This window comes from Streptomyces sp. YIM 121038, assembly GCF_006088715.1.
Lineage (GTDB): Bacteria > Actinomycetota > Actinomycetes > Streptomycetales > Streptomycetaceae > Streptomyces.
In genome coordinates this window covers 519261-533817 of record NZ_CP030772.1, presented here as the reverse complement: position 1 = coordinate 533817, position 14557 = coordinate 519261, and the positions used below count along the sequence as shown (strand labels likewise).

Genomic DNA, 14557 nt, shown 5'->3' with positions numbered 1-14557 from the left:
CTCAGCCCAGCTCCTGGTCGAGGAAGTCGAAGAGTTCGCTGTCGGTCGCTGCTTCGAGGGACTGCGCGAGATCGCTGCCCTTCGCAGGCTCCCCGATGTCGCCGTACTTGGTCAGGAGCTCCCGCACGTGCTGGAGGCCTGCCGTACGGGCTGGGTCGCCAGGTGCCGTGGCGGACAGGGCCGAGTCGAGCTTGTCCAGCCATGCACCGATGGGGGCTACGGACGTTCGCGTGAGCTCAGTGGTCAGGTGACGGGCCAGTGCTGCCGACGTGGGATGGTCGAAGATCAAGGTGCTGGGCAGTTGGAGCCCGGTAGCCGCCGCGAGGCGATTGCGCAGCATGACTGCCGTGAGCGAGTCGATGCCAAGGAGGCTGAATCCGGTGTCTGCCTCGATGCTCGTCCCGCTGTGGTATCCGAGTGCCGCTGCGGTGAGGCTGCGGACCAGGTCGAGCACGATGGCTTGGCGGCCGACTTCGTCCTGGTCGGCGAGCTGCTGATGCAGGATCATGGGCACGCCGGTGCCGCTGACTCGTTCTCCCTCCGCGTTGCCGGAGGTCAGGTTGCGGAGCACAGGGAAAGTGGCGGAGATGTCGGGCCGGGTGCGTAGTGCATGGAAGTCGAGCCGTGCGGGCACCAACAACGGTTCCGTGCTGCCGAGTGCCGCGTCGAACAGCGTGAGGGCCTCCTCCGCCGGCATCGGGGCGAGCCCTAGGTGGCCCACGTGCTGTAGACCCTGGTCCTTGAGCCGAGCGGTCATCCCGGCGTCGCGCCACCATCCCCAGGCGAGCGACTGGGCTGGCAATCCCTGGGCAGCGCGGTGGTGTGCCAGCGCGTCGAGGAAGACGTTCGCGGCGGCGTAGTTGCCCTGACCGGCGTTTCCCAGAACGCCGGCGGCGGAGGAGAAGAGGACGAAGGCCGCGAGGTTGTGCTGACGTGTCAGGTCATGCAGGTGCCAGGCACCATCGGCCTTGGCCCGCAGCACCGTGTCACAGCGATCCGGCGTCAGGCTTGTCAGGACACCGTCATCGAGCGTTCCCGCCGTGTGGATGACGGCCGTCAACGGACGCTCGGCGGGGATCGCGGCAAGGGCTCCGCGGAGTGCCTGGTGATCGGCGACGTCGCATGCCGCCAGCGTCACCCTGGCCCCGAGTGCGGCGAGCTCGCGCTCCAGCTGCTTCGCCCCGTGCGCGCTCGCTCCCTGTCGGCTCATCAACAGCAGGTGACGCACGCCATGACGTGTCACAAGATGCCGTGCGACCAGCCCCCCGAGTGCCCCCGTACCACCTGTGACGAGTACCGTCCCCTCCACATCCAGCGGCGGCTTGTCGGCAGCGGCCCCGGTGGATGCCGCCCGGCTCAGGACAGGGGCGAGGAGCGCTCCGGCCCGGACCGCGAGCTGCGGTTCAGCGCTGTCGAGTGCGCGGGGGAGAACGACCGACGTGGAGGGATGATCATCGAGGTCGAGGAGTGCGAAACGCTGAGGATGTTCGCTCTGTGCACTGCTCAGCAGCCCCCATACCGCGGAAGCGGCGAGATCGGAGACGTCCTCACGGGCGTGGGTGGCGACGGCCCGGTGGGTCACCACGATCAGCAGGGCGTCGGTGAACCGGTCGTCAACGAGCCAGCTCTGTACGAGGGCGAGGACGCGGTGTGCAAGGGACCGGGTGGCCACAGGGAGGCCGACGTCTCCTGCGAGTCCGGCGTGCACGGGGGCGATCACGACGCGGGGTGTGGACATACCATCATCCATCGCGGCGGTCAACGCTGTCAGATGGGGATACATTCGGGTGAACGGGATGTTCGCGAGTGGCCCGTCGGTGGAGCTGCCCAGCACGGCCCAGGACTCGGTGTCCGGAGTCCTGGCGGCGAGCTGTACTTCCGGCCAGTCCATCCGGAACAGTGACTCGAGTGACGAGACATCGGGCGCTGCTTGTCCAGTGGGCTTCATCGTCAGCGACTTCACGGTGAGCACGGGGCGCCCAGCGCTGTCCGTGGCCGTTACCGCCACCTCATGTGCACCGGTGCGTGACAGGTGTACGCGGACAGCCGAAGCCCCTGGTTCGTGCAGGGTCACTCCGGCCCAGGAGAAGGGCAGCGACTGCCCGGCGCCGTCCGGCAGACAGAGCGGCAGGGCATGCAGCGCGGCGTCGAGCAGGGCTGGATGAAGTCCGAACGAACCGCACTCGGCCCTGATGGCCTCAGGGGCATCCACGAGGGTGAATGCCTCGTCGCCACGGTTCCAGGCAGCCGTGAGGCCATGGAACGCAGACCCGTACACGACACCGTGAGCCGCGAACCGGTCGTGCAGATCGGTGCGTTCCACGGCCTCGGTCTCGGGAGGAGGCCAGGATGTGGGTTCGGTGACGGAGAGCACCGCGTCCGGGCCGAGCACTCCGATCGCATGCTGAACCCACTCGCTCGCTGGCTCCGGGAACTCCGCGCGTGAGGAGATGCGGAGGCTACGGCGCCCTGCCGTGTCGGCCCCGCTCACGGTCGTGCGCAGGTGGATAGCACCGTGCTTCGGAAGCCGCAACGGTGCTTGAAGCACAAGGTCTTCCACACTGTCGCAGCCTGCTTCCCGAGCCGCGCGCAGCGCGAGTTCAAGGAACGCCGTTGCGGGGAAGAGCCTTTCGCCGCGTACGACGTGGTCGACGAGCCAGGGGTGACTCTCTGTTGAGAGCCGTCCGCTCAGCACCCAGCCGTCGTCATTCGGCAGGGGGAGCACGGCACCGACCAGCGGGTGGTCTCCGTACTCAGCGCCGACGGCATGTGCGGCGGTGCGAGGTGTGCCGCTGACCGTAGGGGTGAGCCAGTGTCGCTGGTGCTGGAAGGGGTAGGTGGGCAGCGGAGCGGGCAGGGCGGCCGTCGCATCTGGCAGGAGGGGCGCGGCGATGTGTCCGTTGGCATGAAGCTGGGCGACCGCCTTGGCTAGCGTGTCGGCTTCGCCGTGGCCCTTGCGCAACGTCGGAACGACGGTGTGGTCATGCCGCGTCTGCTCGCGCGTACAGCTGTGGGCGATGGTGGCCAGCGTGGTGTCCGGGCCGATTTCCAGGAGCGTCGTGGGCCTACCGCGAATGGCGCTGTCGAGGGCCTGGTAGAAGCGCACGGCGTGGCGCGCCTGTTCGGCCCAGTAGCGCGGCGTGGTGAGGTCGTCTGGGGAGGCTGGTTGCCCGGTCAGCGTGGAGATGATGGGGATCGCGGGCCGGTGGAACTTCAGGCGGGCCGCGACGTCCTGGAACTCTGGGAGGACAGGCTCGATGTATGGGGAGTGGAAGGCGTGACTGACACGGAGTGGGCTGGTACGCCGGCCTCGTCGGCTGAGCTCATCGGTGATCTCGCGCACTGTCTCGGCGTGGCCGGAGATGACGATGAACGTGGGTGCATTGACAGCGGCGATGGAGACATGCCGGGGATGGGCCCTCACATAGGGGAGGATCTCCGCCTCGCTGGCATGCACGGCGACCATCGCGCCGCCGGAAGGGAGCGACTGCATCAGCCGGCCGCGGGCGGCGACGAGCGTGCAGGCGTCGGGCAAGTCGAGGACGCCGGAGACATGGGCAGCCGTGAGCTCGCCGATGGAGTGCCCGATTAGGTGGTCGGGGCAGATGCCCTGTCGTTCAAGCATGCGGAAGAGGGCTGTCCCCACGGCGAACAGAGCTGGCTGGGTGTATTCGGTCCGGTGGACGAGAGCCGCTTCGGGTGAAGTCGGCGGGGCGAACATGACATCGCGCAGGGGGTGGTCTTCGAGGTGCGGGTGCATGGCCTCGAAGACCACATCGAGAGCTTTCCTGAATGCGGAGTGGGTGTGGTAGAGCTGCTGACCCATCCCAACGCGCTGGGCTCCTTGGCCGGAGAAGAGGAACACCAGGGCACGGTCCGCCTTGGGCGTTCCTCGCACGGTGCCGCGGTGCCGCTGGCTCGAGGAAAGAGCAGCCAGACCTTCGAGCAGGTCCTCGCGTGTGCGTCCGACGACGGCTGCGCGGTGGTCGAGCGTCGCCCGGGTGGTGGCGAGGGCATGGGAGATGTCCGCGGTGCGCAGATCGGGATGCGCCGCGATGTGCAGGCGCACGCGTTCGGCATGGTCTTTGAGCGTGTTCGGGGTGTGCGCGGAGAGTATCCAGGTCAGTGGGTGGTCTTCGTGGACGGGTGTCGGCGGGGTGCTGTCGTGGGCGGGTGCTTGTTCGAGGATGAGGTGTGCGTTGGTTCCGCTGATTCCGAAGCTGGAGATGGCGGCGCGTCGGGGGTGGGGGGTGGTGGGCCAGGGGATGGTGGTGGTGAGGAGGCGGAGGGTGTTGGTGGTCCAGTCGACGTGTGGGGTGGGTTGGTCGATGTGGAGGGTGCGGGGGAGTTGGGCGTTGCGTAGGGCCATGATCATTTTGATGGTGGCGGCGGTTCCGGCGGCTGCTTGGGTGTGGCCGATGTTGGATTTGATGGATCCGAGCCAGAGTGGGTGGGTGGTGGGTCGGTTGGTTCCGTATGCGGTGAGTAGGGCGTTGGCTTCGATGGGGTCGCCGAGTGTGGTGCCGGTGCCGTGGGCTTCGATTGCGTCGATGTCGTGGGGTGTGAGGCGGGCGTTGGTGAGGGCTTGGTGGATGACGCGTTGTTGTGCGTTGCCGTTGGGTGCGGACAGGCCGTTGCTGGCGCCGTCTTCGTTGATGGCGGTTCCTCGGATGAGGGCGAGGATGGGGTGGTTGTTGTGTTGGGCGTCGGTGAGGCGTTCGAGGACGAGGAGGGCGGCGCCTTCGGCGAGTGCGGTTCCGTTGGCGGCGGCTGCGAAGGGTTTGCATCGGCTGTCGGGTGCGAGGGCTCGTTGTTGGCTGAATTCGGTGAGGGTGCCGGGTGTTGACATGATGGTGACGCCGCCGGCGAGGGCGAGTGGGGTGTGGTGTTGGCGGAGTGCTTGGCAGGCGAGGTGGGTGGCGACCAGGGATGAGGAGCATGCGGTGTCGATGCTGATCGCGGGGCCTTCGAGGCCGAGCGTGTAGGCGATCCGCCCCGACACCACACTCGCGGAAACACCGGTCAGCCGGTGCCCCGCCACGTCTTCTGACGCCAGGTGCAGCGGCGGGCCGTACTCCTGTCGGACGCATCCCGCGTAGACGGCGGTGGGGGTGCCGCGGAGGGTGTGTGGGTTGATGCCGGCGTGTTCGAGGGCTTCCCAGGCGACTTCGAGGAGGTGTCTTTGCTGGGGGTCCATGGCGAGGGCTTCGCGGGGGGAGATGTGGAAGAAGTCGGCGTCGAAGCCGGCGGCGTCGTAGAGGAAGCCGCCTTCGCGGGCGTAGCAGGTTCCCGCGCGGTCCGGGTCGGGGTCGTAGAGCTGTTCCAGGTCCCAGTGGCGGTCGGTGGGGAAGGGGCCGATGGCGTCCTGTTCCGTCAGGACGAGGTTCCACAGGTCTTCGGGGGAGCGCACGCCTCCGGGGAAGCGGCATCCCGCTCCGATCACCGCGATGGGCTCATACGCACCCTCCTCCAGCTCCTGTACCCGGTTGCGGCAACGCCGCAGCTCCACCGCCACCCGCTTCAGATAGGCGAGTGTCTTCTCGTCCTCGGTCATCGTGCACCTGCTTCTGAGTACGAGCGGGCTTGCTGCAATCGGGCGGTCACAGCAGTCCGAACTCATCGTCGATCAGCTTGAACACCTCGGTGGCCGTTGCCTCGTCGAGGTCGGGACCAGCGGGAAGCGCCAGGCTGCGCTGCTGTTCGCGCAGCCGGGCGAGCAGGGACTCCAGCCGCGTCAGGGCCGCGGCAGCCGTGCGGGCGTCGGCCTGCGGCTGGAGGATTAGGCCCTCGAGCCTGCCGAGTTCCTCCAGCACGGCCGGACGAGTCTGCGTTCCTTTGGGGAACAATCGGTCGCGTACGTGGGCCGCGAGTGCGACCGGGGTGGGGTGATCGAAGATCGCGGACACGGGCAGTTGCGCTCCGGTGACACGGTTCAGACGGTTGCGCAGCTCGACGGAGGTGAGCGAGTCGAAACCGATATCTATAAACGCGCGCTCGGGAGGAACACGGTCGGCGGCGGCCAGTCTCAGGGCCGCTGAGGCGTGCTGCCGCACCAGCTCCAGCAGTGAGCGATCGCGTTCTGCCGGGGCGAGGCAGGCGAGCCGCTCCCTCAGCGAGCGAACATTGGCCGGCACTCCGTGCACCGCCTGCCGGACGGTGGGGCGCAGCACGTTGCGGAGCAGCGGTGAGGAGGTGTCCGAGTGGGCAGTCTTGGTGTCCACATGAGCGGTCATCAGGACGGTCTCGCCCGAGCGCAGAGCCGTGTCGAAGAGCGCCAGCCCTTCCTCGTCGCCCAGGGGCAGCAGTCCGCTCTGCACCATGCGGGTCACATCACGTGGTGTGAGGTGACCGCTCATCGTGCTGGCCTGCTTCCACAGGCCCCAGGCCAGGGACTGGGCAGGCAGACCTTGGACGGCGCGGTGCTGGGCCAGGGCGTCGAGGAGGGTGTTCGCGGCGGCATAATTGGCCTGTGCGGGCCCCCCGAGAACACCGGCGACCGATGAGAACAGGACGAAGGCGGCGAGGTCCTCGTTGCGGGTCAACGTGTGCAGGTGCCAGGCACCATCGGCCTTGGCCGCGAGGACGTTGTCACAGCGTTCGGGTGTCAGGCCGGTCACGACCACGTCCTCCAGCGTCCCCGCGGCATGGACCACCGCCGTCAGCGGATGCTCCGAGGGAATCGCGGCGAGGACGCCCGCCACGGCATCGCGGTCGGCGATGTCGCAGGCGGCGACCGTCACCGCCGCCCCGAGGTCCGTGAGGTCCTGTTCCAGGCGGGCCGCGTCAGGGGCTTGTGATCCCTGTCGGCTGATCAGCACCAGGTGGCGAGCACCATGGCGGGCCACCAGATGCCGGGCGAACAACCCGCCCAGCATGCCCGTGCCCCCCGTGATCAGCACCGTCCCGTCGGGGTTCAGCGGCTGTGGAATCGTCAACGCGAGCTTGCCGGTGTGCTTGGCCTCCTTGAAGTGCCGGAAGGCCTCGGGGGCCCGCCGCACATCCCAGGAAGTGACGGGAAGTGGCTGAAGACTGCCGTCAGCGAACAGGCCCAGCACCGCCTCCAGCATGTGCTGGATGTCCTCCGGCCCGACGTCCAGGACGTCGAACGCCTGATACGTGACCCCAGGGTACTGCCCTGCGATCTCTGAAGCATCGCGGATGTCGGTCTTGCCCAGTTCCAGGAAGCGGCCGCCACCGGGCATCAGCCGTGCGGAAGCATCCACGAACTCCCGGGCCAGTGAGTTCAGTACCACCCCAACGCCTCGGCCCGAAGTGGCCGACAGAAACGCTTCCCCGAAGTCGAGGGTCCGTGAGGAAGCGACGTGGTCAGAGTCGAGACCCATCTGGGCCAGGTGCTGCCACTTGTCGGGGTGAGCGGTGGCGAAGACTTCGGCCCCGATGTGCCCGGCCAGCTGGACGGCCGCCATGCCGACGCCGCCCGTGGCGGCGTGCACCAGCGCTGCCTCGCCCGGTTGCAGCCCGGCCAGTTCCACCAGCCCGTGGTACGCCGTGAGGTAGGCGATGGGCATCGAAGCGGCCTGCTCGTAGGACCACCCCTCCGGGACCCGCGCCATCATGCGGTGGTCAGCTGTGACGACCGGGCCGATCGCCCCCGTCTCGATCCCGACGATGCCCAGCACCCTGTCTCCCGGCACGAAGGACGAGACCATCGGCCCGACTTCGGTGACGATCCCGGCGAACTCCCTGCCCAGCGCCGCCGAGCCCGGGAACAGGTCCATGGAGATGATGACGTCGACGAAGTTCAGTCCTGCTGCTCGTACCCCGACGCGCACCTGCCCTTCGGCCAGTGGCTGGGTGTGTTCCTCGCATTCCACCAGTGCGAGGCCGTCGAGGGTGCCCTTGCGCGGGATGTCCAGGCGCCACGCGGATGCGTGGTGCGGTGGCGTGAGCACGCTCGCCGGCAGGGCGTGGACGAGGTGAGGGGTGAGCAGGACACCGGCTCGGGCGGCGAGCTGGGGCTCCGCCGTGGCGAGTGCGGTGGACAGGGCGTCGAGGTTTGCGGGGTGGTCGTCGAGGTCCAGGAGGGTGAAGCGATGGGGGTGTTCGGCCTGGGCGCTGCGCACCAGGCCCCAGACTGCGGCGGAGGGCAGACTGGCGATGTCCTCGCGTGTGTCGGTGGCCACCGCGCCGTGGGTGAGCACGGTGAGGCGCAGGTGGGTGAAGCGGTCGTCGGCAAGCCAGGCTTGGAGGAGCGCGAGTACGTGATGGATGAGGGTATGGACGTCCCCTGGAAGGGCGGGATCGGCGATCGTGGGCATCGAGGCGATCACCGTGGAGGGTGGGGGAGCACCGTCCTCCAGTGCCGCGGCCAGCGACGGCATGTCGGGGTACCAGGCCGCGTCGCGCAGCGCCGGGTCTCCTGGGGTGCCGATCGCGGCCACGGTGTGTGTTGACGATGGCACGGTGCCGGGCGGCAGGGCGGTCCACTCCACCCGGAACAACGAGTCACGGGACTCGGGGCTGTCGGCGTGCAATCGTTCCCGGGACACCGATCGGGAGGTCAGCGAATCCACTGACACGACCGGCTGTCCGGTGCTGTCGGTGGCCACCAGCCCGATGCTGTCATCACCGGTCCGGGTGATCCGCACACGGAGTGTGGAGGAACCCGTGGCGTGAAGCCTGACTCCGTGCCATGAGAAGGGCATGCGGATGGTGGGCGAGTCGCCCGCTGTCTCCAGCAGGACTGCGTGCAGTGAGGCGTCCAGCAGCGCCGGGTGAATGCCGAATCCGATGCCCTGGCTACGGGCCTCCTCGGGCAGGGCCACCTCGGCCAGGAGTTCGGTACCGTGCCGCCACATCCTGCGCAGGCCTCGGAACGTGGCACCGTAGTGGTAGCCCAGGGTGTGCAGGCGTTCGTACGCGCCCGTCAGGTCCACCGGTTGCGAGCCCGAGGGCGGCCATGGCCCGGGGACGGCATCGGCTGGGTTCGCACCGTGTGACGGGTGGCTCACCGAGCCCCTGGCATGGCGGGTCCAGGACTGGTTGCCGACGTCCGCGTCCGATGTGCCGTACACGCTGAACGGGCGTGTGCCGTGCTGCGTCGGTCCTTCCACGACGACCTGGAGCCGGAGCGCGCCCGCATCCGGCAGCCACAGAGGGGCCTCCAGGTCCAGCTCTGCCACCACATCGCAGCCGACCTCGCGGCCCGCCGCTCCGGCGATCTCGGCGAACGCGGTTCCCGGCAGCAGTGCTTGATCCCACACGGCGTGGTCGGCGAGCCATGGGTGGCTGCGCCTGGACACGCTCCCCGTGAGCACCAGCCCGTCGGTGTGGGGCAGCGGCACGGAGGCGCCGAGCAGCGGGTGTTCAGAGGTGTCCAACCCCAGGCCGGTGGCTTCGGCCCGTCCGGCGGGGGCATCGCACCAGTAGCGCTGCCGTTGGAAGGCGTACGTAGGCAATGTGACGGGCCGGGCATTGGTTCCGGTGAAGACGGAGCGCCAGTCCACCGGGGCGCCATGCGCCCAGGCCTCGGCGAGGGAGGTGAGGAAGCGCCTGGTGGCTTCGTCATTACGGCGCAGGGAGCCGATGGCAGCCGCAGCGCGGCCGCTGTCTGCGATGGTCTCCTCCAGAGCCATGTGCAGCAACGGGTGCGGATTGACCTCGATGAACAGCCCGTGGCCCGAGTCGAGCAGCGCACGGCAGGCCTGTTCGAACAACACCGGTTCCCGTGCGTTGCGGTACCAGTACTCCGCGTCCAGCCGCCTCGTATCGAGGAGGGCGCCTGTTACCGTCGAGCAGAAGGGAACAGCGGCGGGCAGAGGCGCCACAGGAGAGAGCGCGTCGAGAAGATGGCCGCGCAGCGATTCGACCTGAGCTGAGTGGCCGGCATTGTTGACCCCGGGAAGGCGGCGGAACTCCACGTTCTCCCGGGCGAGGTCGGTGAGCAGTTCGTCCAGCGCCCGGGGGTCGCCGCCGATGGTGGTCGACATAGGGCTGTTGACCGCTGCGATGCCCAGCAGACCGGGCCACCTCTCGGCCCACCTGCGCAGTTCGTCTGCGGGAGCCCCGACGGCAGCCATCGCTCCCTGTCCTGACAGTGCCAGGAGGGCGCGGCTGCGCAGGGCCACGATCCGCGTGGCGTCCTCGAGTGACAGTGCCCCCGCGACATGGGCGGCGGCGATCTCTCCTTGGGAATGACCCACGACGGCCGAGGGCTCCACCCCGTGAGCCCGCCACATCGCTGCCAACGAGACCATCATGGTGAACAGAGCGGGCTGGACGACGTCCACCCGGTCCAAGGGAGGAGCGTCGTCGGTTCCACGCAGCACGTCGAGTACGGACCAGTCCAGATACGCCGCGAAGGAGTCGACGCAGAGTTGTACGGAGTCCCGGAACACCGGCGAGGACTTGAGCAGGTCAGTGGCCATGCCCGGCCACTGCGACCCTTGGCCGGGGAACACGAACACCGCTTTGCCGCCCCGCCGACCGGATCCCCGCACCAGCGAAGCCGCGCTGCCTGCCTCTTCCAGGGCGGCCAGGCCTTCCTGGAATTCCGCGGGGCTCGCGGCTACGAGTACCGCACGGTTGTCGAGGTTCGAGCGTCCGCAGGCCAGGGTGTACCCGATGTCCGCCGGGGACCGCTCCGGATCATGGGCCAGATGCCGCCGCAGTCGGCCGGCCAGGGAGCTCAGGGCCTGGTCGCCCTTGGCCGACAGCGGCCAGGGCAGGACTACGGCCCTAGCTGAGGGCTCGTGGATGACTGCCGTCGTGGCGTCGGGCGGCGCCTCTTCCATGATCACGTGGGCATTGGTGCCGCCGGCGCCGAAGGAGGACACGCCGGCCCGCCGAGGCCTGCCCAGCTCGGGCCAGGCCCGTGCCTCCGTCAGTACGCGGACCGTGCCGCTCGACCAGTCCACGTGCCGTGTGGGTTCGTCGACGTGCAGTGTCCGGGGCAGCACGCCATGGCGGATGGCCATCACCATCTTCATCACACCGGCGACTCCGGCGGCGGCTTGGGTGTGCCCGATGTTGGACTTGACCGATCCAAGCCACAAGGGTTGCTCGGCGGCGTGCTCGCGGCCGTAGACGGCAAGCAGTGCATGAGCTTCGATCGGGTCGCCCAACGTTGTACCCGGACCATGCGCCTCCACGGCGTCGACCTCCCCGGCGCTCAGCCCGGCAGAGGCCAAGGCCTGGCGCAGGACGCGCTGTTGTGAAGGGCCGTTGGGCGCGGTCAGCCCATTGCTCGCCCCGTCCTCGTTGAGGGCGCTTCCGCGGACGACGGCCAGGACCCGGTGTCCGTTGCGGCGGGCGTCGGACAGCCGCTCCAGCATCAGAAGGCCGGCTCCCTCGGACCACCCGGTGCCGTCCGCTGCGGCCGCGAAGGCCTTGGACCGACCGTCCGGCGCCAGTGCGCGCTGCCTGCTGAACTCGGTAAACATGGACGGAGTGGACATCACCGTCACGCCGCCTGCCAGCGCCAGCGAACACTCCTTGTCCCGCAGCGAGCGGCAGGCCAGATGGATCGCTACCAGTGACGACGAGCAAGCAGTGTCCACCGCCAATGCTGGCCCCACGAAGCCGAAGTTATACGCCACCCGGCCTGCGAGAACGCTCGTGGTGTTGCCGGTGTAGATGTAACCCTCCAGGTCCTCGGATGCCTGGATCACGCCCGTGTCGTATTGCTGGGGGATGGCCCCGACGAAGACTCCGGTGCTGCTTCCGCGGAGCGAGTCCGGATCGATCGCCGCGTATTCGGCGGTCTCCCAGGCCACTTCCAGCAGCAGACGCTGCTGGGGGTCCATGGCCCGTGCTTCGCGCGGCGAGATCCCGAAGAAGTCGGCGTCGAACTCGGCGGCGTCGTGCAGGAAGCCCCCGTGGTGAACATAGCTGGTGCCGCGCTGGTCGGGATCAGGGTCGAACAGGCGGTCGAGATCCCAACCGCGGTCATGGGGAAAATCGCCGAGGAGGTCACGGCCGGCCGCGACTGCCTCCCATAGATCGTCCGGGGAATGGATGCCGCCCGGGAATCGGCAGGCCATGCCCACAACGGCGATCGGCTCATCGCGGACTCCGGCTGGGGCATGGGGCATCGGAGGGGGAGGAGGGGAAGCCTGCGGCTCGAACGACAAGTTGTCCAGGAATCGGGCTACGGCGCGCGGTGTGGGGTGGTCGTAGACCAGGCCGCTGGTCAGTGGCAGCGAGGTGGCCGAGGACAGCCGCTCGGTCAGCTCCACTGCCGTCAGCGAGTCCAGCCCGAGGTCGTCGAAGCAGCGATCCTCCTCGACATCGGACGGTCCGGAGTACTCCAGCACGGAAGCCACTTCGGTGCGGACCAGCTCGAGTAGAACCAGCTGCCGTTCAGGGGCCGGCAAGGACTCCAGCGTGATTCGCTGGTCAGTCGGTGCAGGGCGGGGCGCCGGATCGGACGCACCATCGTCGGCTTGGTCAGGCCAGTGACGTTGCCTCTGGAAGGCGTACGAGGGCAGATCCACCCGGCGGCCTCCGATGGAGGCCAAGGCCTTCGCCCAGTCCACGTCTTCGCCCCGGACGTAGGCTGCCGCCAGCGCTGGCAGCGGAGACCCGCCGTTCTTGTCGTCTGTCGTCTGACTCCCGGACGGCAGGTTCGTGACACCAGGCATCCCGGCCGCGTGGCGCACCAGGCTGTTGTGCGACAGCCCGTCCGCCAAGGCGCGCAGCCCTTCGAGGAACTCCGCTCGCTCGCTCGCGATGACCACTGCGCGGTACTCGAGGGCCGAGCGTGTTGTGGCCAGGGAGTGCGCTATGTCGGCAACCGTGTGCTCTTCGCGCCCATCCGCGTGGGCCAACAGGGACCTGGCCTGGGCCCGCAGTGCTTGTTCGCTTCTGCCTGACAGGACCCAGGCCGCACTCTGGTGGGGTCTGTTGTCCGGAAGACGTCGTTCATCAGGGACGGTCGGCCCTGCCTCGGGGGCTTCGGTCAGGACCACATGACAGTTGGTGCCGCCCATGCCGAAGGCACTTACCCCCGCGGTCCGGGGACCGTCCGAGCTGTGCCAGGGTTCCAAGGCCGTCTGTACTCGCAGACCCAGCTCTTCAAGGGGAATACCGGGAGGCGCGAACCGGAAGTTCAGACTCGGCGGGATCGCCCGATGCCGCAGCGCGAGTACGGCCTTCAGAAGACCGGCGATGCCCGCCGCAGCTTCGAGATGCCCCACGTTCGTCTTGGCCGATCCCACACGCAGTGGCCTGTCGGGGCTCCTGCCCTTGCCCAGCACGGCACCGAGCGCGGTTGCCTCCACCGGGTCGCCCGCCTTGGTCCCCGTACCGTGCAGTTCTACGTACTGCACCTCAAGCGGGCTGATTCCGCTGCGCTCGTAGGCAAGCTCCAAGACCTGCTGCTGGGCGGCTCCGCTGGGCACGGTCAGGCGACCGCCCCCATCGTTGTTGACGGCCATGCCGCGGATGACCCCGTGAACCCGGTCGCCGTCGGCCAGTGCCTCGGCGAGCGGCTTGAGCACGACGAGACCGCCCCCCTCGCTGCGGACGAAGCCGTTGGCGCGCGCGTCGAAGACGAAGCACCGGCCGTCCGGCGAGAGCCCGCCGAACCGGGTGGCTTCGACCGTGCTCTGCGGCACCAGGATCACGTTGACGCCACCGGCCAGTGCCAGCGTGCAATCGCCGCGCTGCAGGCTCTCGCAGGCCATGTGAACCGCAGTGAGGGACGAGGACTGTCCGGTGTCGAGTGTCAGGCTGGGCCCAGTGAGGCGCAGGAAATGGGAGAGCCGGTTGGCGATCATCCCGCGTTGCAGACCGGCGCAGGTGTGCTGAGTGATGTTCCGCAGTCCGCGACGGTGGACGACCGTCGCGAAGTCGTCCCGCATGGCACCCATGTAGACGCCCGTACGGCTTCCCACGAGGGCGGCCGGTACGATTCCGGAGTCTTCCAGGCCTTCCCAGCCGAGTTCGAGCATCAGGCGCTGCTGCGGGTCGATGTGAGACGCCTCGCGCGGTGAGATGCCGAAGAACCCGGCATCGAACCGGTCCACATGGTCGAGGAACCCGCCGCGAAGCGGCGCGTTGAGGCCAGATGCAACCGCGTTGGTCGAGAGTTCAGGTACAAGGCTACGACGCTCGGCCGGCACCTCTCCAACGGCGTCCACACCGTCACGCAGCAGTGTCCAGTACTCCTCAGGCGTGGATGCGCCGGGAAGTCGGCAAGCCATTCCCACAATGGCGATATCGTCGTCTCTCGCGCTGCGCTTGTTCACGGCAACTCCTGCATCGACCAGCCAGGGCCAGTACTTAGAAGGGGACGCAGGTCCTGGCTGGTAGACCGCGATCCCGAGTGCCGGAACGCGGCGCCGCCCGGGTGATTCACGACACCGGCGGCTAAGCAGACGGTCTCCTGCAGAGAGGGAGACACCTCACACCCGTCATGAACGTCATGGAGGTGCCGCGCTGTTGCCCAGTTGAGGGGAGCAACAGCTTTGTGTACATCGACAATTGCACTCGCACGGACGAATTGCGGCAATCAGGGTGCAGAGAGCGCTCGGAGCGTTAGAAGCACTATGGAGTCGTGGGAGCGAGTGCAGTGTGCGCCTGGCGCGCGTGGCAC

General features: G+C 68.4%; 2 protein-coding genes. Both read right to left on the bottom strand.

The window, feature by feature from the left end:
- Window position 1: 1 nt before the first annotated feature.
- Window positions 2-5554 (bottom strand): type I polyketide synthase, encoded by a 5553-nt coding sequence (locus C9F11_RS45090; RefSeq protein ID WP_171076221.1) that lies wholly within the window; start codon window positions 5552-5554, stop codon window positions 2-4.
- Window positions 5555-5600: 46 nt separating this feature from the next.
- Entirely contained in the window at window positions 5601-14210 is an 8610-nt protein-coding gene (locus C9F11_RS45085) for a type I polyketide synthase (RefSeq protein ID WP_249402354.1), read from the bottom strand.
- Window positions 14211-14557: the final 347 nt, after the last annotated feature.